Source organism: Burkholderia thailandensis E264 (assembly GCF_000012365.1).
Lineage (GTDB): Bacteria > Pseudomonadota > Gammaproteobacteria > Burkholderiales > Burkholderiaceae > Burkholderia > Burkholderia thailandensis.
On the sequence record NC_007650.1, the window covers coordinates 25,231 to 50,191 of the forward strand.

Here is a 24,961-nt window from a genome sequence, read left to right on the forward strand (position 1 = left end):
CCAGTCATTGATCCGCATGGTTCTTTTCACGGGTTATTCCGCGCTCACACGCTAAGCGGCGCGTCCTGCCTACAACAAAGGAACAATCATGGCTACGAAACCCAAAAAAACAAAGGGCGTTTCTGTTTCCATCGAAGGGAAGCTGCCCAAGATGACCCTGGATATGCCGGTGGACGCGAAAAAGATCAAGGCCATCCAGAAATGCCTGGAAAACGGCAAGCTGACCATCACGATGAGCAAGGTGGATCTTGCCGGCGGCCGCATGGGCGAGGGCTATCTCTACGACTGATGTCCGGCGGCGCTCTGGTTTTCGCCGGCGGCGTCGCGATCTCGCCGCCTCGATGCTCGGGCCTCGGAGGGAACGTGCCGCCGAACGCGTGCGTTTGGCGCGCGGTCGCGCGATAACGGGCGATGAATTCCGGGCTTCGGCAGTTCGACCTTAAGGGCGCGGGAAGCCTATGAAAGCCTTCGATCGCGATGCATCGGAGCCTCGGATCGGTCTCGCGTATGGGCCCGGGATGGCGGAATTCGCCGCACGGAACGCGCACCTCGTCGATTACATCGAAGTGCCGTTCGAGCAATTGCGATTCTCGCCGGCGGTCGCCGAGCTTCAGCAAACCATTCCGTTCGTTCTGCACTGCGCCAGCTTGTCCGTCGCGGGATTCGTGCCGCCCGACGATTCGACGGTCGACGCAATCGAGCGCACGGCCGTGCAGACCGGCACGCCATGGATAGGCGAACATCTCGCGTACATTTCGGCCGATCCCGTTGGCGAAGCGCTGGGCGGGACCGGTGAGCCCACCTCGTTGTCGTACACGTTGTGCCCTCAGTTGAGCGACGAGACGGTACGCCGCGTCGTCGACAATCTCGCCGCGCTTCGTCCGCATTTTCCGGTTCCACTGATCGTCGAAAACTCCCCGCAGTACTTTCCGATACCGGGCAGCACGATGGGAATGACGGACTTCATTCGCGCGATCACGGACCGATGCGACGTCGGTTTGCTCCTGGACCTGAGTCACTTCCTGATCACGGCGCACAACACGGGCGCAGAGGTGCATCGGGAACTCGCCCGGCTTCCGCTGGAGCGCGTGGTCGAAGTTCATCTGTCCGGAATGAGCGTGCAGTCCGGCACGGCCTGGGACGACCATTCGCTGCCGGCATCGCCGATCCTGTTCGAACTGCTCGAGCGCCTGCTCGACGTGGCGCGGCCTCGCGCGCTGACCTTCGAATACAACTGGTCGCCATACTTCCCGCTGTCGGTCCTGACGACGCATATCGAGCGCGCACGCCAGTTGATGGGGCTCGCATGAACGCAGGGAAAATACACGCCGTGATCGCCGCCGGCGCCAAGGACCCGCGGCTCATCGAGCATTGGCGGCGGCGTCCGGACCTGCTGCGCCGCGCAGGAATCGAGCCGGATCATCTCGATTTGCGCGTATTGGAGAATTTCGCCGGGTTGAGCCTGAAGGTGCGTCACAACGGCCTGCGCGGGGATCTGCCGCTGAGTTTCAGGTTGTTGAGCGTGGCCGGCCTCGAGATCGAGGTCTTCGCCGCGTATGCGTCGGACTGCGCGGAAAGCGGCCATGTATTCGCCGCCACGCCGCGGGAACGCGCGCGCGATCTGATGGCGTTCCTCGACAGATGGCTGGACCCCGCGCAACGAAATCACGTTCTGCTGTGGGACATCCTTCGTCATGAATATGCGCTTTCGTGCCTGCGGCAAGAAAGCGCCGCGCCGCTACCCGCCGCTCGCCGCATCATCCGCCATCGGGATCGCGCGACAGGCGGCTGCATTCCGATGCTCAACGGCTCCGTCGCTCAGCACGTGATGCATTGCAATCCGGAAGACCTGGCGTCGGCGCTGCGTCAGAAGGAGCCGCCGCTCGATGCGGTTCCCGCCGCCGACACTTACTGCTGCTATTGGCGCTCCGCCGAAACGGGCGAAATCCGGTTTCTGCAGGCCGATACGCTCGGCTATTTCGCGATCGAAGCGATCGACGGCCGGCGATCCGCCGCCGACATCTGCGATCGGCTGCTCGGCGGCCGCCGTCTGCTGCCGCAGTTCCTCCGGTCGCTCGACCAACTGGCCGGAATCGGGATCGTGCGGTTCGAGAGGCCGCTCGGAAGCGCTGCGGCATGAAACTGCTGCTCGTCGACAACCTCGTCATGCCGGAAGAGGGCTCGCTCGCGTACCTCGACGTGCATCCGCATCTCGGGCTGCTCGCGCTGGCCGCGGTCGCCGAAGCCGACGGCCATCGCGTGCAGATCTACGATCCGAAACGACTGATCAGGGACGGCACGCTGGCTTACGATGCGACGCTTTACGAGCGGGCGAGCCAAGCGATTCTCGCGGCGCGTCCGGACGGGGTCGGCTTCACGGCGCTCGGCTGCAGCTTTCTGTTTGCGCTCAATGTCGCGGCGCTGTTGAAGCGGCGCGAGCCCGACCTGCCCGTCTTGCTCGGCGGGCCGCACGCGACGATGCTGCACCGGCAGATCCTCGAGCGGTTCCCGCAGTTCGACATCATCGTCCGGTACGAGGCGGATGAAATCCTGCCCGCCGTGCTCGACTGCCTCCCGCACCGGACATTCGACGTGATTCCCGGCTTGAGCTGGCGCGCGACGGGCCGCGGCTCGCCGTTGCGCTTCACCGACGGCAAGCCCAAGGTCGAGGATCTGGACCTGCTGCCGATCGCCTCGTACGACCATTATCCGGTTGAGGAACTGGGGCTCTCGATGCTGCGCATCGAGGCCGGCCGAGGGTGTCCGTTCGCATGCACATTCTGCTCGACGGCCGGTTTCTTTCAACGCAGCTTCCGCCTCAAATCGGCCGAGCGCCTGGTTCGCGAACTGGATATCCTTCACCAGCGTTATCGCGTGTCGGACTTCAAGCTCGACCACGACATGTTCACCGTGAATCGCCGCAAGGTAATGGAGTTTTGCGAGGCGGTCGCCGGGCGCGACTATCGGTGGCGCGCGTCGGCGCGGATCGACTGCGTCGACGAAGCATTGTTGAAGAAGATGGCCGACGCGGGCTGCGTGAATCTTTATTTCGGCGTGGAGACGGGCTCCGAGCGCATGCAAAAGCTCTGCAAGAAGCGGCTGGATCTGCAACGGGTCGAGCCCATTCTGGCGGCGGCGGATTCATTCGGAATCGAGACGACCGCGTCGTTCATCACCGGCTATCCCGAGGAAACCGGGGAGGATCAGGACGACACGCTGGACATGATCGGGCGCTGCGCTCGGCGAGCGTCTTGCCTCACGCAACTGCACATGCTCGCGCCGGAGCCCGGCACACCGCTGTTCGACGAACGCGGCGCGGAAATCGCCTACGACGGCTGTGGCGGGCCTTACAACACGCGCCTGCTGAGTTCGTCGGACGAGCGTGCGGTGCTCGGCCATCCCGACATATTCCAAACCTACTATCACTACCCCGCCGCGCTGCCGCGTGCGCGATACATCTTTGCCGTCGGGGCGGCGGATCTGCTGCGCCGGGTCGGGCCGGTCATTTTCGCGTATGCGTTGCGGGGGTTCGGAGGGCGGCTGAGCACGCTGATATCGGCGTGGCGACAATTCGCCGACGAAACGTCGCCCGGCGCGCCCGCGGACGCGGCGGGGCTCGAGGCCTTCATTGCCGCGCGGTTCGGCCGCGGCCATCACCTGCATTCTCTTTTTCGGTACGCGTTGCGGCTCTATGCGGCCCGCGCTCCGGCGGACGTAATCGTCGAGGGGCCCTATGAGCCGGACCGGCCTTGCATGCTGGCCGAAAACGTCGGTCTGCTGGAGGACATTCACAATTGCGACGCATTGGTCGACCGGATCAGGCGATCGACCGAAGGCGCGCCGATGCTCGGCGACGCGGATGTCGGCGGGCTCGGAACATATATCGTTCAGGGGCACGGCGAGGCCGCCACGGGCTATTGGGTGGAGTCCGGCATCGCTACGCTTCTCGATCTGTTCAGGTCGCCCCGTTCGTGCCGCGCCGTTGCGCAATGGCTGGCGGACGCCACCCGCAATGACGGCATAGACGCTTCGATCTTCGAGCCGCTGCTGCGCAGAGGCATCCTGGTGTCGGCCGGTTAAATCCATTTCGTCCATGGTGCGTCGCACACTCGAACGTTGGTCCGCGCTGGATCTCGCGGAAGGGCTTCAACTGGCGCATGCCGTCGCCGCGCTGCAGGCGCTCGGCGTTCTGGACGCGATGAGGGAGCCGGTCACGGCGGAAACGTTGAGCGCCAGCCATGATCTCGATCCCGAGTTGCTGCGCGGCATCCTCGAATATGCGGCGTCGAGAACGAATCTGGTTCGCAAGACGGACCGCGGATTCGCGATTTCCGAGCATTACACCGCGCAAGCGCGCTTTCTGTTGAACCTGTACGCCGGCGCTTATGCCGATAACGCTTCACGGCTGGCGACGCTGCTCCGGCGTCCGGCATTGGCGGGCTCCATGATCGACCTCGTCGCGCACGCGCGCGCCTTCGACGCGAGCGAGGCCGGCGGTGGAGCGCTGGCGTCGATCGTCACGCAATTGCGTCTCAATCATGTGCTGGATCTGGGATGCGGCGCCGGCGCGCTGCTGCGCGAGTTGGCGGCGGACGATCGCGGATTCGTCGGCTGGGGACTGGATCGCAATCCCGCGATGTGCAAGGCGGCGCGGGTTCGAGCGCGGCAAGCGGGGCTCGCCGCGCGCGTGAAGGTGTTCCACGGCGACGGCTGGAATCCCGGGGCGTCGGTCCCGCCGCGCGTGCTGGCGCGCGTGCGCAACGTCGTCGCGAGCCAGTTCGTCAACGAGATGTTTCGCGGCGGCACATCGCGAGTGGAAACGTGGCTTCGGCGCATGCGGCGCTTGCTGCCCGGCCGCATGCTCGTGATATCGGACTATTACGGCCGCCTCGGCCACGGCACTCACACGATGCGCCGCGAGACGCTGCTGCATGACTATGTGCAGCTCATATCGGGGCAGGGCGTGCCGCCGCCCGATTCCGACGCGTGGTTGGCCATGTATCGAGCAGCCGGTTGCCGGCCTCTGCACGTGATCGAAGACCGGGCGGCCACGACATGCTTCGTCCATCTGGTGGGGCTATAGTCGCGAGACTGGCGCCGCTCGCCGAAGACGTCCGCGCCGAATGCGGCCCGAATCGTCTCGCTGGTCATTTCATTTGCGCGGATCGCATTCCCGACTGTCGAAGGCGGGCCGATCGAGCGGCGTCGGCCCGGGGGGCATCAACGCCGTGCACGTGAGCTTGCGCCCTTTGCCCGTCGTCACGGCATCGGGCATCGGCGTGCCGCCCGGCGCGCGCTTTTCCCGGTGCCGCACGCCCTAGCGCGTCAGCTCGTCCGGCGGCGCGAGGCCGAGCATTTGGGCCATGTTCGTCCCCACGTCGTCGCTTCGATCGAGCGGCGCGCGCGGAGCGCGTGTGCCGCATGCGCCGGATTCGCGATGCGCTCGCGGCCGCACATCCGGTCGCCCGAATGCGCGCTGCGCCGCGAGCATGCTCGATGGCGCCGGCGCGGCAAACCGGAACTTCCGTCACCGCAACTGCACCGCCGCGAGAAACAGCACCATGCCGCCGATCGCGCCGTCGAGCACGCGCCAAGCGAGCGCGCGCTTGAACCACGGCGCGAGCAATCGCGCGCCGTAACCGAGCGCGACGAACCACACCGCGCTGACCGCCATCGCGCCGAGCGCGAACGCGCTGCGCGCGCCGGCCGGCTCGCGCGCGCCGGCCGTGCCGATCAGCAGGAACGTGTCCAGATAGACGTGCGGGTTGAGCCATGTGAATGCGAGCGTCATCAGCACGATCGGCCATGCGCGCTGCGCGGGCGGCGCGACGGCCGCGCCTGTTGCATCGAGCGTTTCGTGTCCGGGCTTGAACGCGCGGCGCAGCGCGCTCAGGCCGAACCACGCGAGATACGCGAGGCCGACGTACAGCACCGCGTGAACGAAGGTCGGATAGCGTTCGACGAGCACCGATGCGCCGCCCACGCCCGCGCCGATCAGCAGCATGTCCGACAGCGTGCAGAGCAGCACGATCTTGCCGACGTGCGAGCGCATGATCCCTTGCCGGAGGATGAACGCGTTTTGCGCGCCGATGGTGACGATGAGCGACGCGCACAGCATCGCGCCGTGAGAAAAAGCGATCCAGTTCATGTTCGTTGCGGCTTCAGTCGATGGACTAACGGGACAAGAGGCGCTAGTCTGCGGTGATCGTTTGAATAAGAACAGCTAAATCATCTAATGCTGATTAAGGAAAACTGATGCTCGACTACGCTTTGCTCGATGCGCTTGCCGAAGTGATCCGCCACGGCTCGTTCGAACGGGCGGCGAAAGCCCTCAACGTGTCGCCTTCTGCGGTGTCGCAGCGCGTGAAGCTGTTGGAGGAGCGGGTGGGCAGCGTGCTCGTCAAGCGTGGGCTGCCGTGCGTCGCGACGACATCGGGCGCGCTGCTGTGCCGCCACACCGAGCGCGTGCGGATGCTGGAGGCCGAGCTTTCCGGGCACATGCCCGCGTTTGCGGGCGCGCAGACGGGGGCGTGGCCGACGCTGCGCGTCGCCGTCAACGACGACAGCGTCGCGACGTGGTTCGTCGACGCGGTCGGCTCGTTCTGCGCGGAAAGCGGCACGCTGCTCGATCTCGTGATCGACGATCAGGACTACACCGCGGAGCGGATTCGCGACGGCAGCGTGCAGGGCGCGGTGACGGCGCTTGCGGAGCCGATCCAGGGCTGCCGCTCGACGCGGCTCGGCCGGATGCGCTATCACGCGGTGTGCTCGCCCGCGTTCCACGCGCGCTATTTCGGCAACGGCGTCAACCGCGACGCGCTGCGGCGCGCGCCTTGCGTGATGTTCAATCCGAAGGACAGCCTGCAGGCGCGTTTCATTCGGCGCGTGACGCGCGTCGATCTCGATCCGCCGAAGCACTGGATTCCGCACGTCGCGGGCTATCTGCGCGCATGCGAGGCGGGACTTGGCTGGGGGATGTGTCCGGAGCGAATGGTCGAGCGCCGGATCGCCGCGGGCGAGCTCGTCGATTTGTCGGACGGAAGGAGCATCGACGTCGAGCTCTACTGGCAGAGCTGGCGATTGTCGATCGGCTGGCTGGACGAGTTCGGCGCGGCGCTCAAGGCAAGCGCCGCGCAGTATCTCGACTGATCGGTTGATTCGATTCGGAGAAGGGAAAGGGGGGGACGCCTTGCGCCCGGTTACAGCCGGTGCAGGCCGTCGAAATCGACGATGCGGACCATCCGGCCGTGCATTTCGATCAGGCCGCGCTTGTGGAACTTCGACAGTGTGCGGCTGACCGTCTCGAGCGTCATGCCGAGATAGCTGCCGATGTCCTCGCGGGTCATCCGCAGGTTGAATTCGTTCGGCGAATAGCCGCGCTTCATGTAGCGCGACGACACGTCGAGCAGGAACGCCGCGACGCGCTCCTCGGCGTTCAGCGAGCCGAGCACCATCGTCTGTGACGTCTCGCGCACGATCTGCTCGCTCATCAGCTTGTGCATCCGCAACTGCATCGTGCCCGCTTCCGAGCACAGCGTCTTCAGCGCGCTATACGGAATCACGCAGACCGAACTGTCCTCGAGCGCGACCGCAGTGCGGGGATGTGCGTCGTCGCAGATGCCGTCGAGGCCGAGCGCCTCGCCCGCCAGATGCAGGCCGGTGACCTGCTCGCGGCCGTCGTGGCGCGTTGCGATGGTTTTCAGCGATCCCGAGCGCACCGCGTACAGGTTGTCGAACGTGTCGCCCTCGCGGAACAGCGTTTCGCCGCGGCGAACCGGGCGGGCGGTGCAGATCACGGATTCGAGGCGCGCGAGCGCCTCGGGCGCGAGCCCCTGGGGCATGCAGAGATGACGCATCGCGCACGTCGAGCAGTGAGCGGCCTGACGCGGCGCCCACGTGCTGGAAACATGGACGGGAGCCGCAGCGGCGGCAGGTCGAGCGACGGGCGTAAGCATGATGAATGGCTCTGAGGTTGAATCGGTAAAGCCATTGTCCCATCGTGGACTAAGCCTGTTTAGCGACAAAACGCCGCGACTCCCCGTGCGATTTCCTTGTTCGGCCGCAACGCGCAGTTGCGGCGAAACATCGCAGCCATTGCGTTTGATCAGCTTTCGCGATCTTCCGGGTGCGCGGCGGCCGGAATCAGCAGCACGGGCAGCGCCGAGTGGCGCACGCACTGCTCGGCCACGCTGCCGAGCACGAGCCGCTTGAAACCGCGCCGGCCGTGCGTGCCGAGTACGAGCAGATCCGCGCCGAACGCCTTCGCGCCATCGACGATGAGCGATGGCACGTCGGCGAGCGACGTCGCCTCGCCGATCTTCAGTGCTCCCTTCACGCCGGCCGCCCGCATTTTCTCCGCGAATTCCTTCGCGAGCTCGTTGCCTTGCTGAAGGAGCTGCGTGCGCAGGATCGACGGGTCGTAGCCGGGCACGTTGTAATAGATCGCGGCGTTTTCCACGACGTAGAAGGGCTGCAGTTCCGCGCCGCTCGTCCTGGCGATGTCGAGCGCCGCGTCGAATGCGTGGCGTGCCGTTTCGCTGCCGTCGACTGCGACAAGAATGCGCTGATACATGATGTCTCCGTGGTGCGGTTGAGAAAAGGTCGGCCGTTCGGCCGATTGAGTTTGGTGACGTCTTTTTACAAAGTAAACGATTACTGACTAAAGTGCAGCGAACTGACGTGGCGGTGTAAACGCGGCGCCGGATTTTTCCGGATTCGATCCGGCGCCGCCGATTTTTTGCACGCGACCGGCGTATCGGCCCGCCCGGCCGACACCGCGCGCCGCGACGCCGTAATAGACTTGACCGGCCTCGCTCGCCCGGCGGCCGGCGCAAGCCGACGCTGGTTTGAAACACATCGGGCGAGAGCGTTCCCGACATTTCTTACGACGTCCGACGGAGGCTGCGTGCCAGCGCCGCGCTTGCGTTTCGGCGAGCCGCGGCCCGCCGCGTGCCCCGGGGCCGTCTCGTTCAACCGGAGAAGGAGGAGACACATGCCGTATGTCGCGCTCGAGGTGCTGACCGAGGACGCCAACCGGTACGCGCTGCCCGACCTGATCGGCGTGGGCGGCGCTTCGCCCGATGTGCCGCACGTGTGCGAAATGCTGCTCACGGACGCGCAATGGCCGACAATCCAGGCCTATCTCGATCGACGGGAGCTGCCCTACAAGTTCGCGAGGCCGAGTACGGGGCGCAGGGTGGGGCGGAACAATCCGTGTTGGTAGCGCGGCATGTTCGACGCGGTTTGGATGCCCTGAACCGGCGCGGCGCCCGCGGCGAATTTTCCAATCCGGAGCAAGCATGCAGATCACAGGCGAGATGTTGATTGGCGCGGCTGCGGTGCGCGGCACCGAAGGCACGATGCGCGCTTACGACCCGGCGCGGGGCGTCGAACTCGAGCCGACGTTCGGCGCGGGCGGCGCGGGCGATGTCGACCGTGCGTGCCGCCTCGCGAACGCCGCGTTCGATTCGTTTCGCCATGCGCCGCTCGAGACGCGCGCGCGTTTTCTCGAGGCGGTGGCCGAGCGCATCGTCGGGCTCGGCGATCAATTGATCGAGCGTGCGCACGCGGAATCGGCGCTGCCTGTCGCGCGCCTCGAAGGCGAGCGTGCGCGCACGGTCGGCCAGCTCAGACTGTTCGCGTCGGTCGCGCGCGATGGCCGGTGGCTGGACGCGACGCTCGATTCCGCACAGCCCGAGCGCAAGCCGATTCCGCGAGCGGATTTGCGCTTGCAGAAAATTCCGGTCGGCCCCGTCGCGGTGTTCGGCGCGAGCAACTTTCCGCTCGCGTTCTCGGTGGCGGGCGGCGATACCGCGTCGGCGTTCGCGGCCGGCTGCCCGGTTGTCGCGAAGGCGCATCCCGCGCATCTCGGCACGTCGGAACTCGTCGGACGCGCGATCCGGCAGGCGGTTGCCGAGTGCGGACTGCACGAGGGCGTGTTCTCGCTCGTCGTCGGTGCGGGCAATGCGATCGGCGAGGCGCTCGTCGCGCATCCGGCGATCAAGGCGGTTGGCTTCACCGGTTCGCGCGCGGGCGGCATCGCGCTGATGGGCGTCGCCGCGCGGCGGCGCGAACCGATTCCGGTCTTTGCGGAAATGAGCAGCATCAATCCGTTCTTCGTGCTGCCGGGCGCGTTGCGCACACGCGGCGCGAAGATCGCGCAGGGCTTCGTCGAATCGCTGACGCTCGGCGTCGGGCAGTTCTGCACGAACCCGGGGCTCGTCGTCGCGCTCGAAGGCCACGACCTGCAGGCGTTCGTCGACACGGCCGCGCGGGCGCTTGCGCAAAAGGGCGCGCAGACGATGCTGACCTCGGGCATCGCGTCGTCGTACGAGCGCGCGGTCGCGGCGCGCCGCGCGGCGGCCGGCGTCAGCGAGGCCGCGCAAGGCGCGCGCGGCGACGCGCGCAACGCCGCGTTGCCGGCGCTCTTCACGACGACGCAAACGCAGTTCATCCAGAATCCGCTGCTCGAAGCTGAGATCTTCGGGCCGACGTCGCTCATCGTCGCGTGCCGCGACATCGACGAGATGATCGCGCTCGCCGAGCACGTCGAAGGGCAACTGACCGCGACGTTGCATCTCGAAGACGACGATGTCGATCTGGCGCGCAAACTGCTGCCGACGCTCGAGCGCCGCGCGGGCCGCATCGTCGCGAACGGCTATCCGACGGGCGTCGAGGTCGCGCACGCGATGGTGCACGGCGGGCCGTTTCCGTCGACGTCGGATTCGCGCGGCACGTCGGTCGGCGCGCTTGCGATCGAGCGCTTCCTGCGGCCGGTCTGCTATCAGGATCTGCCTGCGGCGCTGCTTCCCGACGCGCTCGCCGACGCGAATCCGCTTGGCCTTTGGCGTTTGCGCGACGGCCAACTCGGCAAGGCGTGAGCGTGATGAACGGGGCGGCGCGCGATGTCCGCTTGGACGGCGGCGCGTGACGAGGCGCTTCGGCATCGACGGTCATGCGCCGAGAGCTGAACACCGAATGCCGAGCATCGCGCCATCGCGATCGCTTCCGCACGTGCCGAGCTCCTGTCGAAGCCGCGTGGCGAAGCCGGCCGGCGGAGCGCAACGATCGCGCGGCTTGTTGCGTATTCAAACGTCCGAATCAAACGCTCGGCCGGATCAAGCTCATCGGCACACGAACGTTTCGACGCGCGCATGCAAACGCGGCCGAGCTGCTGCGCGAAGATCGTGCGGCGACCATCATCGCTCGCCGCACGAACCGGTTCCCCGCCGGCACGCGCGCGCCGACGACGTCAAGCCGGCGTCGGCATCGACAAAGACTTCAACGCGAAACCGGCGCGAACTCGACGATGCGCCCCGGTCGACGCGGCGGGTGATAAGGCGATGGGAACTCGTCGTCACCGTGTGCATCGCGTGACGCGGCGGCGTCGAATCCCTTGTCGACGACCGTGTAGCCCGCGCGCGGCGCGACCTGCGGTCGATTGCCGCCGGGCCGGCTGTCGAAGCCGGCGAAGCCGTCGGGCGTCTCGGGCATCGCATTGACGAGCGATGCGTTGCTCGTCGTGATCTGGTCAGGAGAAATCGGCCCGCCGCTCGCGATGCGGGCGGCTTCGCGGTTCTTGCCGTCGGTGTCGACGGTGCTGTCGTGCGTCGCGTCGTTGTACAACTCGACGCTGCGCGGATGCGCCCGGCCGGCGGCGGCGGGCGTCTTGGGTTCGAACGGATTCATCGCGGTCATCCCGGCGGCGCGACGCCCGGACCTTCGAAGCTCCGTTCCGGGCAACACGGAAAAGGACGCGCGTGCGAGCGCCGCTGCCGCACCGCGCGTCGCGCTTTCCAAATAATTATTTCAGCTAGAAGACGCGTTTCCTACAGAGTATGATTCTTTTCCGACAAGCGGTGCGCGACATTCGGCGCACCCGCTTCCGCCCGCATCGGGCGCCGCGGCATCCTTAACGGACGGGTAGCGAAGAAGAAGGTAAAGGGGACTTAAGGTGGGCGGACTTATGCACTCTACAACTACTGCATTCACGCATCGCGGGTATCTGCTGAACTGCGCGCCCGCGCGCGCGAGCGACGGCTCGTTCCAGCCTTACGTCGTCATCTCGCGATCGAGCGACGGCGAACTGGTAGCGAATCGCTTCTTTCCCTCCGATCTGCATTTCAACGACGAAGACGCGGCGGTCGCGCATGCGCGCGATTGGGCCGTCCGATGGATCGACGCGAGCAGTCTCACCATATAGGACGGCGCGGCGGCGCGCGCACTCCGCCGACACGGCGAAAACGCGGTAACCTTGCGGAACCCGTCACTTTTATTTGGCGGCCGTGTGCGCAAGCGCGGCCGTGCGTTTTGCCTATGTCGAAATCCGCTCGAAACTGGGGCCTCGAACAGATCGTCGCCGACCTGCGCGAATCGCGCGAGAAACTGCACCGCACGCGCCATCCGCGAGGCATTCGCGAACTGCCGTCGCGCGACGCGGTCTGCACGATCGTATCGGGGCTGCGCGCGTCGATGTTCCCGACGCACTACGGCGCGCCCGATCTGACCGACGAGACCGTCGACTACTATGTCGGCCACACGCTCGAAAGCACGCTGCGCCTGCTCTCCGAGCAGATTCGCCGCGCGCTGCGGTTTTTGCCCGAGCACGCCGAAACGCCGCTTGCCGCGCTCGACGAACGCGCGTTCGAGATCGCGCGCGAGTTCGGCACGCAGTTGCCCCGCATCCGCGCGCTGCTCGTCAGCGATATCCAGGCCGCGTACACCGGCGATCCGGCCGCGCAACACATCACTGAAATCCTGCTCTGCTATCCGGGCGTGCTCGCGATGATGCACCACCGGCTCGCCCATGCGCTGTATCGGCTCGGCGTGCCGCTGCTCGCGCGCTTCATCAACGAGATCGCGCACTCGGCGACGGGCATCGACATCCATCCGGGCGCGCAAATCGGCCCGAGCTTCTTCATCGACCACGGCACGGGCGTCGTGATCGGCGAGACCGCGATCATCGGCGAGCGCGTGCGCGTCTATCAGGCGGTCACGCTCGGTGCGAAGAGCTTTCCCGCCGACGGCGACGGGATACTCGTCAAAGGTAACGCGCGGCATCCGATCGTCGAGGACGATGTGGTCATCTATGCGGGCGCGACGATTCTCGGCCGCGTGACGATCGGCAAGGGCTCGGTGATCGGCGGCAACGTATGGCTTACGCACAGCGTGCCGCCCGGCAGCAGCGTCGCGCAGGGGAAGATTCGCGAGAGCGACAAGGATCAGGCCGAGAAGGACTGAGCGGGCGGCGCGGTTGCCGCTTGACGCCGCCGCGTCGCTCGCTCACGCTGACTACGCGGCTTGCGGCAACCGGTTGCCGGTTGCCGGTTGCCGCCGTCGCGCCGAATCAATGCTTGCCAGCCGGCGAACGGTGCTTGTACAGCACGTCCTGATCGACGCGGATCAGATTCTGTCCCGCGTCGACGACGAAATCGGCGCCGTTGTATGCGGGCCCAGTCAACAACAGGATCGCGTCCGCGACATCGTTCGGCCCGGCGATCCGCGCAAGCGGCGTCGACGCGCGGCTTGCATGCTCGAAATCGGCGGGGGTCTGATCGTCGCTCGGCAGCATCAATCCCGGAAACACAGCGTTCACGCGCAGCACGGGGCTTGCCGACAGCGCGAGCATCTGCGTGAGATTGCCGAGCGCCGCTTTCGCGACCGTATAGCTGAAATGGTCGCGATGGAAGTTCTCCTTGATCTTCTGATCGACGACGTTGATCACGACACCCTGCGCGAGCGCGGCCTTCGCGCGCTCGTAGTACGCGCGCGTCAGCAGGATCGGCGCGCGGCAATTGATCGCCCACGCGTTGTCGAATGCGGCGAGATCGAAGCTCGGCAGATGGTCTTGCCAAAACACCGACGCATTGTTCACGAGCACGTCGAGACGGCCGAAGCGCGTGTAGACCGCATCGATCAACTGCGCGATCGCGTCCGCGTGCGCGAGATCCGCCTGCAGCGCGACGGCTTCGCCGCCCGACGATTCGATCTCGCGCACGACCGCCTGCGCGGCGTCGGCCGAACGGTCGTAGTGCACGGCAACGCGATAGCCGCGCGCGGCGAAGCGCAACGCGAACGCGCGGCCCGCGCGGCGCGCGGCGCCCGTCACGAGCACGACGGGCGAGGTGGCTGGTTTCACGCTCGACGGCATTTACGTATTCGTCAGGTTGACTGAGGAAGGATTCGCGACGATCGACAGAAATTCCCGGCGCGTCGCCGGATCGGTGCGGAACGTGCCGAGCATTCGCGACGTCACCATCTCGACGCCGGGCTTGTGGATGCCGCGCGTCGAGATGCACTGGTGCGCCGCTTCGAGAATCACGCCGACGCCTTTCGGCTGCAGCACGTCGAACAGCGTATCGGCGATCTGCACGGTCATCTTTTCCTGGATCTGCAGGCGCTTCGCGAACGCATCGACCAGGCGCGCGAGCTTCGAGATGCCGACGACGCGATGATTCGGCAGATACGCGACGTGCGCGCGGCCGATGATCGGCACCATGTGATGCTCGCAATAGCTCTCGAAGCGAATGTCTTTCAGCACGATCATCTCGTCGTAGCCGTCGACCTCGCTGAACGTGCGCGCGAGGATGTCGCGCGGCTCGAGCGTGTAGCCGGAGAAGAACTCTTCGTATGCGCGTACGACGCGCGCCGGCGTGTCGACGAGGCCTTCGCGTTCCGGATCGTCGCCCGCCCAGCGCAGCAGCACGCGAACGGCCGCTTCGGCTTCGTCGCGGCTCGGCCGGTTCACGGGCGCGCTCGTGCGAGCCGCTGCACGGGCCGCCGGCTTGCTTGCTGCCTGGCCCGCTTCGTTCGATGTCCTGCTCGCCGCCGGGTGCGCGGCCGGAGCCGCCGCCTTGCTCGCGGTATTTCCTTTAGCCATATGCTCTGAACTCCATGAAGACCGCGGATGCTGCGGCCGGTCGATCATTGTTTCATGCTTTCGCCGCAAGCGTGCGCCGCGGTTCGCGTTTGCGAACGACGAGCGTGCGTTGGCGCACGCGCCGCTCGCGGCCGGCGCCCGCCGTCACTTCGGCCATTCGTCGAGCGCATCGTTGAACAGCTCGGCAACGACGCTGCGCAGCCACGCAATGCTCGGATCGTTATGGAACTTGCGGTGCCAGTGCTGCTTTAGGTCGAAGCGCGGCAACGGCAGCGGCGGCTCGACGAGCGTGATCGACGCGTGCTCGGTCGCGTACGCATAGCCGATCGCGTGCGGGACGGTCGCGATCAGATCGGTGCGGCTCAGGATGAACGGCAGGCTCATGAAATGCGGCGTTTCAAGCACCGCCCGCCGCGCGAGCCGCCGCTTCGCCAGATACTGCTCGAGCACTTCCTGGCTGCGGCCTTCCGCGCGCACGACCGCATGGCCGCACGCGAGGAACCGCTCGAGCGTGAGCGGCCGCTCGGCGAGCGGATGGCCGCGCCGCAGCAGGCAGATGAAACGGTGCGTGAAGAGCCGCTGCTGAAAGATGTTCGTGCCGCCGAGATCCGGAAAGTAGCCGACCGCGAGGTCGATGCCGCCGTCCTCGAGCGCATGCGCGACTTCCGCGTGCGACAGCGATACCGAACGCAGGTTCGCCTGCGGCGCGCGGTCCGCGAACGCTTGCAGCAGCCTCGGCAGGAACACGATCTCGCCGACGTCGGACAACGCGATCGAGAACGTGCGCGCGCTCTTCGCCGGATCGAAATCGTGCGGCGCGCCCAGGCCGCGCTCGATGCTCGCGAGCGCGTCGCGCGCGGCCGGAATCAGCGCGAGCGCGCGAGGCGTCGGCTCCATGCCGCGCGAGGTCCGCACGAACAGCGGATCGCCGAAGTGCTCGCGCAGCCGCCCGAGCGCGGCGCTGACACGCGGTTGGCTCACGCCGAGCAACTCGCCCGCGCGGCTCACGTTGCGCGTCTCGTTGAGGGCGACCAGATAAGGAATCAGGTTCAGATCGAGATCAGGCATCGCGTCACTACTATGGGATATCTGTATACAAGTTATCTCCTGAATTGCGTTGTCGCATAGTCGGGATAGCGCTGACAATCTGTTCGCTATTCGAATCAATGTTCACATTTCAACGGGCCGGGACGCGCGGCGTGGGGCCGAAGTCAGTGCTGAAGCGCCGGCTTCGGCCGCCATGAGCGCCAATTTCGGCCGATACAGGAGACGAACAATGCGCACGCAAGTCGCGATCATCGGCGCTGGCCCGTCCGGGCTGCTGCTTTCCCATCTGCTGCGTCAGCAAGGCGTCGACTCCGTCGTGCTCGAAGCGCGTTCGCGCGAATACTGCGAGAACCGGATTCGCGCCGGCGTGCTCGAGCAAGGCACCGTCGACACGTTGAACGAAGCGGGCCTGGGTGCGCGGATGCGGCGCGAGGGGCTCGTTCATCGCGGCATCGAACTGCTGTTCGACGGCCGCCGCCACCGGATCGACTTCGGTGAGCTGACGCCCGGCCGCGCGATCACCGTCTACAGCCAGCACGAAGTCGTGCGCGACCTGATCGCGGCCGCGCTCGAGCACGGCCAGCCGATCCATTTCGACGTGCGCGACGTCGCGCTGCACGACGTCGCGACCGGTCGGCCATCGGTGACGTTCACGCATGCGGACGGACGCGCCGACCGGATCGATTGCGACTATGTTGCCGGCTGCGACGGCTTTCACGGCATCGCGCGCGGGGCGATTCCGGCCGAACGGCTGCGCACGTTCGAGCGCGTGTATCCGTATGCGTGGCTCGGCATCCTTGCCGACGCGGCGCCGTCGCTCGACGAGCTCGTCTATGCGCATCACGCACGCGGCTTCGCGCTGTTCTCGATGCGCTCGCCGACCGTCACCCGACTGTACCTGCAATGCCGGCCCGACGAGAACCTGGCCGAATGGCCGGATGCGCGGATCTGGGAGGAGCTGCGCACACGCTTCGAAAACGACGGCGGCTGGACGCCGAACGAAGGCCGCATCACGCAGAAGAGCGTGACGCCGATGCGCAGCTTCGTGTCGGAGACGATGCAGTACGGCAGGCTCTTTCTCGCGGGCGACGCCGCGCACATCGTGCCGCCGACGGGCGCGAAGGGAATGAACCTCGCGGTCGCCGACGTCCGGGCGCTGTCGCGCGCGCTGGGTGCGCGCTACCGCGACGGCCGCGACGATTTGCTCGACGCGTACTCGTCAACCTGTCTGGAACGGATATGGCGCGCCGAGCACTTTTCGTATTGCATGACGAATATGCTGCACCCGTCGGTCGACGATTCGCCGTTCGTCAATCGGCTGAAGCTCGCCGAGCTCAAGTACGTGACGCGCTCGCGCGCGGCCGCGCAGTCGCTCGCGGAGAACTATGTCGGCTTGCCGTTCGATGATGCGCCGGACGCCACGCCGTCGTTCGACGAGGTCGCCGCCGCATGAGCGCATCACGCCGCAACCCGCGCGCGGTGAGGCCAACGGGGCGTCGCCTTGACAATCGTGCGCACGCGCCTCTATGATCGGCAAACCGTTCGCTAATCGAATCTGAGTTCGCAATTCGAACAAATCGGATCGCCCGGCGAAGCGCGCAGCCTTTCGCGCGAACGCGTGCCGCAGCGGGCGGCGCGCGCGGATTCGCATAGGAAGAGACATGGTCAACAAGATTTTCGATTCCCTTCGCTCGGCGGTGGCCGATGTCCACGATGGCGCGACGATCATGATCGGCGGCTTCGGCACGGCCGGAATGCCCGCCGAGCTGATCGACGCGCTGATCGAGCAAGGCGCGCGCGATCTGACGATCGTCAACAATAACGCCGGCAACGGCGAGACCGGCCTTGCCGCGCTGCTGAAGGCGAAGCGCGTGCGCAAGATCATCTGCTCGTTCCCGCGGCAGGCCGATTCGCAAGTGTTCGACGCGTTGTATCGCGCGGGAGAGATCGAGCTCGAACTAGTGCCGCAAGGCAATCTCGCCGAGCGGATTCGCGCGGCGGGCGCGGGCATCGGCGGCTTCTTCTCGCCGACGGGCTACGGCACGAAGCTTGCCGAAGGCAAGGAAACGCGCGTGATCGACGGCAAGCACTACGTGTTCGAAACGCCGATCCATGCGGATTTCGCGCTCGTGAAGGCGTACAAGGGCGATCGCTGGGGCAACCTCGTCTATCGGAAGACCGCGCGCAATTTCGGGCCGGTGATGGCGACGGCCGCGAAGACGTCGATCGTGCAGGTGTCGGAAGTCGTGCCGCTCGGCGCGCTGAACCCGGAGCACATCGTGACGCCCGGCATCTTCGTGCAGCGCATCGTCGAAGTGCCGCAGGCCTCGCATGCGGCCGAGCTGGCTGCCGAGCGCGCCGCGAGCGCCGCCTGAATTCCCGAGGAGAACACGATGAAACGACTGACCCGCGACGACATGGCGAAGCGCGTCGCGCAAGACATCCCCGAAGGCGCATACGTGAACCTCGGCATCGGCGTGCCGACGCTCGTCGCGAACCATCTCGATCCGAGCAAGGAAATCTTCCTGCACAGCGAGAACGGCCTGCTCGGCATGGGCGCAGCCCCCGCGCCGGGCGAAGAGGACGACGAACTGATCAACGCCGGCAAGCAGCACGTGACGTTGCTCACGGGCGGCGCGTATTTTCATCATGCGGATTCGTTCGCGATGATGCGCGGCGGCCATCTGGACTATTGCGTGCTCGGCGCGTTCCAGGTGTCCGCGCAAGGCGATCTCGCGAACTGGCACACGGGCGCGCCCGACGCGATTCCCGCGGTCGGCGGCGCGATGGATCTCGCGATCGGCGCGAAGCAGGTGTTCGTGATGATGGAGCATCTGACGAAGCAGGGAGAAAGCAAGATCGTCGCCGAATGCACGTACCCGGTGACGGGCGTGCGTTGCGTCGATCGCATCTACACCGATCTCGCGGTGCTCGACGTGACGCGCGATGGCCTCGCCGTGCGCGAGATCTTCGCCGATCTCTCGTTCGACGAGCTGCAGAAGTTGACGGGCGTGCCGCTCGTCGATGCGACGCAGCGGGCCGCGGCGTGAAGCGGCGGCTTGCGGCGTCGTTCGCTTTCGCTTCGTCCGGCGCCTCGGCGTCTCGCCGCGATTGGCCGAACGGACGAGTGCGCAACGTACGGCGCCTCGGTGGACAATAAGCGCAATTCGTTTTTTTCGATCGACCCCATGCTCGAAGACAGCGCCCGCCTGACCGCTCTCATTTGTGGAAGCGAACCGCTCAACCGGATCTGGTCGCCTCACGCGACGCTGCAGCGGATGCTCGACGTCGAAGCGGCGCTTGCGCGCGCGCTTGCCGCGAACGGCGTGATTCCGGCGAGCGCGGTGCAGCCGATCGAGGCGGCGTGCACGGCCGGCGAGCTCGACGCGCAAGCGCTGACGCGCGACGCGGCGCTCGGCGGCAACCTCGCGATTCCGCTCGTCAAGCAACTGACCGCGCGCGTGAAGGCGCGCGACGCCGAAGCGGCGAAGTATGTGCACTGGGGTGCGACGAGCCAGGACATCATCGATACCGCCGCCGTGCTGCAACTGCGCGACACGCTCGACTGGCTCGATCCGCTGCTGCGCGATACGTGCGCGACGCTCGCGACGCTCGCGGCCGCGCACCGCGCGACGCCGATGATCGGCCGCACGTGGCTGCAACAGGCGCTGCCGATCACGCTCGGATTGAAGTTCGCGCAGTGGCTCGACGCGCTGCTTCGTCACCGCGAGCGCATCGCCGCGTTGCGCGAGCGGGCGCTCGCATTGCAGTTCGGCGGCGCGGCGGGCACGCTCGCGAGCTTGCGCGGCGCGGCGCCCGCGGTTGCGCGCGCGCTCGCGGACGATCTTCGGCTCGCGCTGCCGGCCGTGCCGTGGCATACGCAGCGCGACCGGATCGCCGAGACCGCCGCTTGCTTCGGGATGCTGATCGGTACGCTCGGCAAGATCGCGCGCGACATTTCGCTGTCGATGCAGACGGAGATCGGCGAACTCGCGGAGCCCGCCGCGCCGGGCAAGGGCGGCTCGTCGACGATGCCGCACAAGCGCAATCCGGTCGGCTGCGCTGCCGTGCTGACCGCTGCCGTGCGCGCGCCGGGACTCGTGTCGACCGTGTTCGCCGGCATGGTTCAGGAGCACGAGCGCGCGCTCGGCGGCTGGCAAGCCGAGTGGGACGCATTGCCCGAACTCGCGCGGCTCGCGGGCGGCGCGCTTGCGCAGGTCGCGCAGATCGCCGGGGGGCTCGATGTCGACGTCGGGCGCTTGGCCGAAAACCTCGACGCGACGCACGGCCTCGTGCTCGGCGAAGCGGTGATGCTCGCGCTCGGCGACAAGGTCGGCCGGCTCGATGCGCATCATCTCGTCGAGCGTGCATCGAAGGAAGCCGTGCGCAGCGGCCGTTCGCTGCACGACGTGCTGGCCGCGGACCCTGACGTCGCCGCGCACCTCGCGCCGGATGCGCTGCGGCAGTTGCTCGACCCCGCTCATTACGTCGGCGAGGCGCACGCCTACGTCGACGCTGTGCTCGCGCTCCACGCGAGCCGCCATTAAGGAGAGATTCCCATGCCTTTCGCCTCAGTCAATGGAGTGCGGCTGCATTACCGGATCGATCGCGCGGCGCGTGCAGACGCGCCGTGGCTCGTGTTCTCGAACTCGCTCGGCGCGGATCTGTCGATGTGGGCGCCGCAGATCGGCCCGCTGACCGCGCACTTCAATCTGCTGCGATACGACACGCGCGGTCACGGCCATTCGGACGCGCCGGCGGGCCCGTACACGATCGCGCAACTGGCGGGCGACGTGATCGGCCTTCTCGATCATGTCGGTGTCGCACGTGCGCATTTCTGCGGCATCTCGATGGGCGGCCTGACGGGCGTGGCGCTCGCCGCGCGCCATGCGGGGCGCATCGATCGCGTGGTGCTGTCGAACACGTCGGCCAGAATCGGCTCGCCGGAAATATGGGGGCCGCGCGCGCAGAAGGCGCGCGCCGAAGGGATGGCGGCGCTTGCCGACGCGGTGCTGCCCCGCTGGTTCACGGCCGCGTTCTTCGAGCGCGAGCCGCGCCTCGTCGACATGATTCGCGACACGTTCAATCACACGGACAAGGACGGCTACGCGGCGAACTGCGACGCGCTGAATGCCGCCGATCTGCGCGACGAAGCGAAAGGAATCGCGGCGCCGACGCTCGTCGTGACGGGCGCGCACGATCTCTCCACGCCGCCGGAACAGGGCCGCGCGCTCGCCGCGTCGGTCGCGGGCGCGCAGCATGTCGAATTCGACAGTGCGCATATCTCGAACATCGAATGTGCGGACGGTTTCAATCGCATGCTGATCGATTTCCTGACGGCCTGACGCGAGCACATCGATATGAACGACGAACAACGTTACGAAGCGGGCATGAACGTGCGCCGCGCGGTGCTTGGCGATGCGCACGTCGACCGCTCGCTCGAGAATCGCACCGAGCTGACGGAAGATTTCCAGAACCTGATCACGCGCTATGCGTGGGGTGAGATCTGGACGCGCGACGGCCTGCCTCGCCACACGCGCAGCCTGCTGACGATCGCGATGATGGTCGCGCTCAATCGCGGCGAGGAGCTTGCGCTGCACCTGCGCGCGGCGAAGAACAACGGCGTGACGCGCGACGAGATCAAGGAAGTGCTGCTGCAAACCGCGATCTACTGCGGCGTGCCCGCGGCGAATTCGGCGTTCCATTTCGCGCAGCGCATCTTCGGCGAGGAAGACGCGGCGAGCTGAATTCGCGCGATGCGGGACACGCGGGACACGCAAGACACACGCAACACGAAATGGCACACCGCACGGGCGGCGCTGAAAACGGCTGCCGCCCGTGCGCGACGACTCGCGCCGGCATCGTATCGGCGCAGGACGCGAACGCGTCGACGGCAACCCCAACGGAGACACCCATGACCCACCTTGCGCGCCAGCTCGATGTGCAGCAGTTCATCGACGAACGGCGTTTTTCGCCCTATCAGTGGCTGATTCTGATCCTGTGTTTTCTGATCGTCGCGGCGGACGGCTTCGATACCGCCGCGATCGGCTTTGTCGCGCCCGCGCTTGGCCAGGAGTGGCACGTGACGAAGGCCGCGCTCGGGCCGGTGATGAGCGCGGCGCTCGTCGGTCTTGCGCTCGGTGCGCTCACGGCGGGCCCGCTTGCCGACAAGATCGGCCGCAAGCGCGTGCTCGTGGGCTCGGTCGTGCTGTTCGGACTCTTCAGCATCGGCTGCGCGTTCACGCAGTCAGTCACGGAACTCGCGGTGCTGCGGCTGTTGACGGGGCTTGGCCTCGGCGCCGCGATGCCGAACGCGACGACGCTGATGGCCGAGTATGCGCCGCACGCGAAACGTTCGTTCCTCGTCAACACGATGTTCTGCGGCTTCACGCTCGGCTCGTCGGCGGGCGGCCTCGTCGCCGCCGCGTTGATTCCCGATCATGGATGGCGCAGCGTGTTCATCGTCGGAGGCGCCGCGCCGCTCGTGCTCGCTGCGTTGCTGATCGCGCTGCTGCCCGAGTCGATCCGTTTCATGGTGCTGCGCGGCGCGCCGCACGAGCGGATCGCCGCAGTGCTGCGCAGGATCGCGCCCGATGCGACGTTCGACGGCGTGCGCTTCGTGTTGCCCGACGAGCGCGGCGAGCAGCGGCGCTCCGGCGTGGCGGTCGTGCTGTCACCGCGCTACCGCGCGGGCACCGCGATGCTGTGGCTCACTTACTTCATGGGGCTGCTCGTTTATTACCTGATGACGAGCTGGTTGCCGACGCTGATTCGCGACACGGGCTTCACGGTGCGCGACGCGGCGCTCGTCACCGCGCTGTTTCCGCTCGGCGGCGGCGTCGGCGCGATCGCGTGCGGCTGGCTGATGGACCGCTTCGAGCCGCATCGCGTGATTGCGGTCACATATGCGCTGACGGCCTTGTTCGTCTGGATGATCGGGCTGCAGGCCGGGCATCTTGCGCTGCTGGCGGCCGTCGTGTTCGTCGCGGGCATTTGCATGAATGGCGCGCAATCGTCGCTGCCGGCGCTCGCGGCGGCGTTCTATCCGACGAGCGGACGCGCGACGGGCGTCGCGTGGATGCTCGGCGTCGGGCGCTTCGGCGGGATTCTGGGAGCGTTTTCGGGAGGCTTGCTGCTGCAGGCGCAGTTCGGATTCGGCACGATTTTTTCGATGCTCGCGGTGCCGGCGCTGATCGCGGCGGGCGCGCTGATGGTCAAGCGCACGGCCGCGTCGCGCGACGCGCAGCCAAATGCGCCGACGCGCGCGGCGTGACCGGATTGGTGGTGCGAGCGAGCCGTCGCGGCGATCGACGGGGCGGCGCGATCGCGCCCCGTCATTCCTCTGCGTCGTGAACTTTCGCGAAGTGGCGCAGGTAAGCGCGCAATGCGGCTTCGCGGCTGCGATGATCGGCGGGCGTCGATGCGCCCATCTCTTCCTCGTCGCCGAACAGTGCGGACGGCGCGCCGTAAGTGCCCACTTCGACGCGCTCGCGCAGCACGCGAATCAGGTGTGCGCGATGGCGGTATTCGGCAACCCAATGCAGGCCTTCGATCCGATCGCCTGCTTTCAGCAGTGGCTTCATCAGCATTCTCCCGGCGGGGACGGATTCGCGGGGGAGGCGAACCGACGTCGGAACGAACAGCGTACGCTTTACCGGATCGGATCACAACGGGGCCGAGCGCTCAGTGACCGGTGACCTTGGCGAACATCGGATACAGAGACAGAACGAGCAGCGCGGCCATCGTGACGTTGAACACGCGCAGCCATCGCGGATTCGACAGGAATCCGCGCAGACCCTGGCCGAACGCGGCCCAGACGCTGATGCACGGCAAGCCGACGAAAACGAATACAAGCGCCATCCAGACTGCGTTGCGGCCATAGTCCGTCGAGAGCTGGATCGTCGTCGCGGCGGTCAGCACCATCATCCACGCTTTCGGGTTGACCCATTGAAACGCGATCGCTTCGACGAACGTCATCGGACGCGACTTGCCGTTGTGAGTGCGCACTTCGCTCGACGTGCCGATACGCCATGCGAGATACAGCAGATAGACGATGCTGGCGGTTTCGAGCAGCGTATAGAGCAACGGGAGCCGCTTGAACGCTTCGCCGAGGCCGAAGCCGACCGATAGCATCAGGATTGCGACGCCCGCGCTGATGCCAAGCATGTGCGGCAGCGTGCGACGGAAGCCGAAGTTGACGCCCGACGCGAGCAGCATCGTGTTGTTCGGGCCGGGCGTGATCGACGTGACGAGCGCGAAGAGCATGCCGGCGGGCAGCGCGCTGAGGGTGAGGTAGTCCATGGTGATGCTCTCTTCGTCTGCGAAATGACAGGTGACGGAGGGAGTGTAGTGGATGGATTCTGTACAGTACCGGTACAGTTGTGGAGATGGTTGCCGGTACGGGATAGGGCGGTGGCGGACGGTTTGGTGGGCGGATGTGCTGGTTCTCGGAAAAGATGTCCGCAGTCTTGATATGTTGTTTTTGAATAAAGGGCGCACTCCATGAGTGAAGGATGTGACCTGCATCGATCTTCGGGGAAATGGCCGGAGAGTGTTTTGTCACGGTGCTTCCGACACGACGCTCGATCGACGGCACCGTATCGTTGCTGAAGCATTGGCGGCACTCAACCGCCATTTCACATTTGACGCTGGCCTGCGCGAACTTACGGTGAGGTCAATGCTCCGCCGGCACACCGAACCCGGCGTAGCACGCAATTGCGTTCCGAGCGCCTCGTTCGGCGGGGATACAACTGCCCTGCGGCGTCGACGTCCTCAGGCGTGCAAATCTCATGGAGAAACAAAGCGACCAGCCCGAAGCACTGGATCATCGAGATTCAGGACTCAGGACGCCCCTGATGGGCGCGGCGACGGCATTCTGCCGCGCTGGAACGCACCGGCAGCCCAGGGGCGGCAAGCTGGGGACGTGCTCGAATTGAGTCTGGCCACCGAATCCGGTGCGGCCGGGATTCGGAATCGCTATGCAGCGTGTCGTCAAATTTCCGCGCCCGGAAAGTCATTCTCTGACGACGCACAGAA

The 24,961-nt window shown here is 66.4% G+C and carries 26 protein-coding genes; 17 read left to right on the forward strand and 9 right to left on the reverse strand.

Annotated elements, in window-relative coordinates:
- The first annotated feature begins 88 nt into the window (after positions 1-88).
- The 5 genes from BTH_RS00145 (at position 89) to BTH_RS00165 (ending at position 5,083) form a co-directional block, all read left to right on the forward strand.
- Complete coding sequence (locus BTH_RS00145) at positions 89-289, forward strand: aminopyruvatide family RiPP (RefSeq protein WP_004201048.1); 201 nt, start codon at positions 89-91, stop codon at positions 287-289.
- A gap of 169 nt (positions 290-458) precedes the next feature.
- Positions 459-1,310, forward strand: a complete 852-nt coding sequence (locus tag BTH_RS00150) for a multinuclear non-heme iron-dependent oxidative enzyme ApyH (protein WP_009894562.1) — start codon at positions 459-461, stop codon at positions 1,308-1,310.
- Positions 1,307-2,140, forward strand: coding sequence for a RiPP maturation protein ApyI (locus BTH_RS00155; RefSeq protein ID WP_009894564.1), 834 nt, complete (start codon positions 1,307-1,309; stop codon positions 2,138-2,140). Before BTH_RS00150 ends, BTH_RS00155 begins: the two co-directional genes overlap by 4 nt.
- Positions 2,137-4,080 (forward strand): RiPP biosynthesis radical SAM protein ApyD, encoded by a 1,944-nt coding sequence (locus tag BTH_RS00160; RefSeq protein ID WP_009894565.1) that lies wholly within the window; start codon positions 2,137-2,139, stop codon positions 4,078-4,080. Before BTH_RS00155 ends, BTH_RS00160 begins: the two co-directional genes overlap by 4 nt.
- A gap of 13 nt (positions 4,081-4,093) precedes the next feature.
- On the forward strand, positions 4,094-5,083 hold the full coding sequence (locus BTH_RS00165) for a RiPP biosynthesis methyltransferase ApyS (RefSeq protein WP_009894566.1): 990 nt from the start codon (positions 4,094-4,096) through the stop codon (positions 5,081-5,083).
- 444 nt (positions 5,084-5,527) lie between these two features.
- On the opposite strand, the gene BTH_RS00170 is transcribed toward BTH_RS00165, so the two are convergent.
- Entirely contained in the window at positions 5,528-6,148 is a 621-nt protein-coding gene (locus BTH_RS00170; protein ID WP_009894570.1) for a LysE/ArgO family amino acid transporter, read from the reverse strand.
- Positions 6,149-6,255: 107 nt separating this feature from the next.
- Here BTH_RS00170 and BTH_RS00175 point away from each other — a divergent pair, with 107 nt between their 5' ends.
- Complete coding sequence (locus BTH_RS00175; RefSeq protein WP_009894571.1) at positions 6,256-7,149, forward strand: LysR family transcriptional regulator ArgP; 894 nt, start codon at positions 6,256-6,258, stop codon at positions 7,147-7,149.
- A gap of 50 nt (positions 7,150-7,199) precedes the next feature.
- Here BTH_RS00175 and fnr read toward each other — a convergent pair whose 3' ends face one another.
- Both fnr and BTH_RS00185 read right to left on the reverse strand, forming a co-directional pair.
- Positions 7,200-7,955: a fumarate/nitrate reduction transcriptional regulator Fnr gene (gene fnr / locus BTH_RS00180; RefSeq protein WP_009894572.1), complete on the reverse strand. Its 756-nt coding sequence runs from the start codon at positions 7,953-7,955 to the stop codon at positions 7,200-7,202.
- A 149-nt stretch (positions 7,956-8,104) separates the two neighbouring features.
- Positions 8,105-8,572, reverse strand: a complete 468-nt coding sequence (locus BTH_RS00185; protein WP_009894573.1) for a universal stress protein — start codon at positions 8,570-8,572, stop codon at positions 8,105-8,107.
- 420 nt (positions 8,573-8,992) lie between these two features.
- On the opposite strand from BTH_RS00185, the gene BTH_RS00190 reads away from it, so the two are divergent.
- A complete protein-coding gene (locus BTH_RS00190; protein ID WP_009894574.1) occupies positions 8,993-9,223 on the forward strand; it encodes a hypothetical protein in 231 nt (76 codons plus the stop codon).
- 76 nt (positions 9,224-9,299) lie between these two features.
- On the forward strand, positions 9,300-10,880 hold the full coding sequence (locus tag BTH_RS00195; RefSeq protein ID WP_009894575.1) for an aldehyde dehydrogenase (NADP(+)): 1,581 nt from the start codon (positions 9,300-9,302) through the stop codon (positions 10,878-10,880).
- Positions 10,881-11,280: 400 nt separating this feature from the next.
- Here BTH_RS00195 and BTH_RS00200 read toward each other — a convergent pair whose 3' ends face one another.
- The gene (locus BTH_RS00200) at positions 11,281-11,697 is read right to left on the reverse strand and encodes a DUF3005 domain-containing protein (RefSeq protein ID WP_009894576.1); all 417 of its coding nucleotides are present in this window, start codon (positions 11,695-11,697) and stop codon (positions 11,281-11,283) included.
- Between the two features lie 268 nt (positions 11,698-11,965).
- On the opposite strand from BTH_RS00200, the gene BTH_RS00205 reads away from it, so the two are divergent.
- Both BTH_RS00205 and epsC read left to right on the forward strand, forming a co-directional pair.
- The gene (locus tag BTH_RS00205) at positions 11,966-12,202 is read left to right on the forward strand and encodes an HlyU family transcriptional regulator (RefSeq protein ID WP_009894577.1); all 237 of its coding nucleotides are present in this window, start codon (positions 11,966-11,968) and stop codon (positions 12,200-12,202) included.
- 113 nt (positions 12,203-12,315) lie between these two features.
- Positions 12,316-13,239, forward strand: coding sequence for a serine O-acetyltransferase EpsC (epsC, locus tag BTH_RS00210; RefSeq protein WP_009894578.1), 924 nt, complete (start codon positions 12,316-12,318; stop codon positions 13,237-13,239).
- Positions 13,240-13,345: 106 nt separating this feature from the next.
- Here epsC and BTH_RS00215 read toward each other — a convergent pair whose 3' ends face one another.
- The 3 genes from BTH_RS00215 to BTH_RS00225 all read right to left on the reverse strand — a co-directional run bounded on the left by BTH_RS00215 (position 13,346) and on the right by BTH_RS00225 (position 15,946).
- Positions 13,346-14,149 (reverse strand): SDR family oxidoreductase, encoded by an 804-nt coding sequence (locus BTH_RS00215; protein ID WP_009894579.1) that lies wholly within the window; start codon positions 14,147-14,149, stop codon positions 13,346-13,348.
- Entirely contained in the window at positions 14,150-14,878 is a 729-nt protein-coding gene (gene folE / locus BTH_RS00220) for a GTP cyclohydrolase I FolE (protein ID WP_025988572.1), read from the reverse strand.
- Positions 14,879-15,022: 144 nt separating this feature from the next.
- On the reverse strand, positions 15,023-15,946 hold the full coding sequence (locus BTH_RS00225; RefSeq protein ID WP_009894583.1) for a LysR family transcriptional regulator: 924 nt from the start codon (positions 15,944-15,946) through the stop codon (positions 15,023-15,025).
- A gap of 208 nt (positions 15,947-16,154) precedes the next feature.
- On the opposite strand from BTH_RS00225, the gene BTH_RS00230 reads away from it, so the two are divergent.
- From BTH_RS00230 to BTH_RS00260, 7 genes are all read left to right on the forward strand, one after another.
- Positions 16,155-17,378 carry a 4-hydroxybenzoate 3-monooxygenase gene (locus BTH_RS00230; protein WP_009894585.1) on the forward strand — a complete coding sequence of 408 codons (1,224 nt, stop codon included), beginning with the start codon at positions 16,155-16,157 and terminating at the stop codon, positions 17,376-17,378.
- Positions 17,379-17,586: 208 nt separating this feature from the next.
- Positions 17,587-18,300 carry a 3-oxoacid CoA-transferase subunit A gene (locus BTH_RS00235; protein ID WP_009894587.1) on the forward strand — a complete coding sequence of 238 codons (714 nt, stop codon included), beginning with the start codon at positions 17,587-17,589 and terminating at the stop codon, positions 18,298-18,300.
- Positions 18,301-18,318: 18 nt separating this feature from the next.
- On the forward strand, positions 18,319-18,975 hold the full coding sequence (locus BTH_RS00240) for a CoA transferase subunit B (protein WP_009894589.1): 657 nt from the start codon (positions 18,319-18,321) through the stop codon (positions 18,973-18,975).
- A 138-nt stretch (positions 18,976-19,113) separates the two neighbouring features.
- Complete coding sequence (locus tag BTH_RS00245) at positions 19,114-20,472, forward strand: 3-carboxy-cis,cis-muconate cycloisomerase (RefSeq protein ID WP_009894594.1); 1,359 nt, start codon at positions 19,114-19,116, stop codon at positions 20,470-20,472.
- Positions 20,473-20,484: 12 nt separating this feature from the next.
- Positions 20,485-21,270 (forward strand): 3-oxoadipate enol-lactonase, encoded by a 786-nt coding sequence (gene pcaD / locus BTH_RS00250; protein ID WP_009894595.1) that lies wholly within the window; start codon positions 20,485-20,487, stop codon positions 21,268-21,270.
- A gap of 15 nt (positions 21,271-21,285) precedes the next feature.
- The gene (gene pcaC, locus BTH_RS00255) at positions 21,286-21,672 is read left to right on the forward strand and encodes a 4-carboxymuconolactone decarboxylase (RefSeq protein ID WP_009894596.1); all 387 of its coding nucleotides are present in this window, start codon (positions 21,286-21,288) and stop codon (positions 21,670-21,672) included.
- Between the two features lie 167 nt (positions 21,673-21,839).
- On the forward strand, positions 21,840-23,198 hold the full coding sequence (locus BTH_RS00260) for an MFS transporter (RefSeq protein WP_009894597.1): 1,359 nt from the start codon (positions 21,840-21,842) through the stop codon (positions 23,196-23,198).
- A gap of 61 nt (positions 23,199-23,259) precedes the next feature.
- Here the strand turns inward: BTH_RS00260 and BTH_RS00265 are convergent, their stop codons facing one another.
- Together BTH_RS00265 and BTH_RS00270 are read right to left on the reverse strand one after the other, a co-directional pair.
- On the reverse strand, positions 23,260-23,508 hold the full coding sequence (locus BTH_RS00265) for a hypothetical protein (protein WP_009894598.1): 249 nt from the start codon (positions 23,506-23,508) through the stop codon (positions 23,260-23,262).
- A 100-nt stretch (positions 23,509-23,608) separates the two neighbouring features.
- The gene (locus BTH_RS00270) at positions 23,609-24,226 is read right to left on the reverse strand and encodes a LysE family translocator (RefSeq protein WP_009894599.1); all 618 of its coding nucleotides are present in this window, start codon (positions 24,224-24,226) and stop codon (positions 23,609-23,611) included.
- Positions 24,227-24,961 lie beyond the last annotated feature (735 nt).

Bases quoted from the DNA above. Each gene is read 5' to 3' on its own strand.
- BTH_RS00145 (WP_004201048.1), top strand. From the start codon at position 89: ATGGCTACGAAACCCAAAAAAACAAAGGGCGTTTCTGTTTCCATCGAA.
- BTH_RS00150 (WP_009894562.1), top strand. From the start codon at position 459: ATGAAAGCCTTCGATCGCGATGCATCGGAGCCTCGGATCGGTCTCGCG.
- BTH_RS00155 (WP_009894564.1), top strand. From the start codon at position 1,307: ATGAACGCAGGGAAAATACACGCCGTGATCGCCGCCGGCGCCAAGGAC.
- BTH_RS00160 (WP_009894565.1), top strand. From the start codon at position 2,137: ATGAAACTGCTGCTCGTCGACAACCTCGTCATGCCGGAAGAGGGCTCG.
- BTH_RS00165 (WP_009894566.1), top strand. From the start codon at position 4,094: ATGGTGCGTCGCACACTCGAACGTTGGTCCGCGCTGGATCTCGCGGAA.
- BTH_RS00170 (WP_009894570.1), bottom strand. From the start codon at position 6,148: ATGAACTGGATCGCTTTTTCTCACGGCGCGATGCTGTGCGCGTCGCTC.
- BTH_RS00175 (WP_009894571.1), top strand. From the start codon at position 6,256: ATGCTCGACTACGCTTTGCTCGATGCGCTTGCCGAAGTGATCCGCCAC.
- fnr (WP_009894572.1), bottom strand. From the start codon at position 7,955: ATGCTTACGCCCGTCGCTCGACCTGCCGCCGCTGCGGCTCCCGTCCAT.
- BTH_RS00185 (WP_009894573.1), bottom strand. From the start codon at position 8,572: ATGTATCAGCGCATTCTTGTCGCAGTCGACGGCAGCGAAACGGCACGC.
- BTH_RS00190 (WP_009894574.1), top strand. From the start codon at position 8,993: ATGCCGTATGTCGCGCTCGAGGTGCTGACCGAGGACGCCAACCGGTAC.
- BTH_RS00195 (WP_009894575.1), top strand. From the start codon at position 9,300: ATGCAGATCACAGGCGAGATGTTGATTGGCGCGGCTGCGGTGCGCGGC.
- BTH_RS00200 (WP_009894576.1), bottom strand. From the start codon at position 11,697: ATGACCGCGATGAATCCGTTCGAACCCAAGACGCCCGCCGCCGCCGGC.
- BTH_RS00205 (WP_009894577.1), top strand. From the start codon at position 11,966: ATGCACTCTACAACTACTGCATTCACGCATCGCGGGTATCTGCTGAAC.
- epsC (WP_009894578.1), top strand. From the start codon at position 12,316: ATGTCGAAATCCGCTCGAAACTGGGGCCTCGAACAGATCGTCGCCGAC.
- BTH_RS00215 (WP_009894579.1), bottom strand. From the start codon at position 14,149: ATGCCGTCGAGCGTGAAACCAGCCACCTCGCCCGTCGTGCTCGTGACG.
- folE (WP_025988572.1), bottom strand. From the start codon at position 14,878: ATGGCTAAAGGAAATACCGCGAGCAAGGCGGCGGCTCCGGCCGCGCAC.
- BTH_RS00225 (WP_009894583.1), bottom strand. From the start codon at position 15,946: ATGCCTGATCTCGATCTGAACCTGATTCCTTATCTGGTCGCCCTCAAC.
- BTH_RS00230 (WP_009894585.1), top strand. From the start codon at position 16,155: ATGCGCACGCAAGTCGCGATCATCGGCGCTGGCCCGTCCGGGCTGCTG.
- BTH_RS00235 (WP_009894587.1), top strand. From the start codon at position 17,587: ATGGTCAACAAGATTTTCGATTCCCTTCGCTCGGCGGTGGCCGATGTC.
- BTH_RS00240 (WP_009894589.1), top strand. From the start codon at position 18,319: ATGAAACGACTGACCCGCGACGACATGGCGAAGCGCGTCGCGCAAGAC.
- BTH_RS00245 (WP_009894594.1), top strand. From the start codon at position 19,114: ATGCTCGAAGACAGCGCCCGCCTGACCGCTCTCATTTGTGGAAGCGAA.
- pcaD (WP_009894595.1), top strand. From the start codon at position 20,485: ATGCCTTTCGCCTCAGTCAATGGAGTGCGGCTGCATTACCGGATCGAT.
- pcaC (WP_009894596.1), top strand. From the start codon at position 21,286: ATGAACGACGAACAACGTTACGAAGCGGGCATGAACGTGCGCCGCGCG.
- BTH_RS00260 (WP_009894597.1), top strand. From the start codon at position 21,840: ATGACCCACCTTGCGCGCCAGCTCGATGTGCAGCAGTTCATCGACGAA.
- BTH_RS00265 (WP_009894598.1), bottom strand. From the start codon at position 23,508: ATGAAGCCACTGCTGAAAGCAGGCGATCGGATCGAAGGCCTGCATTGG.
- BTH_RS00270 (WP_009894599.1), bottom strand. From the start codon at position 24,226: ATGGACTACCTCACCCTCAGCGCGCTGCCCGCCGGCATGCTCTTCGCG.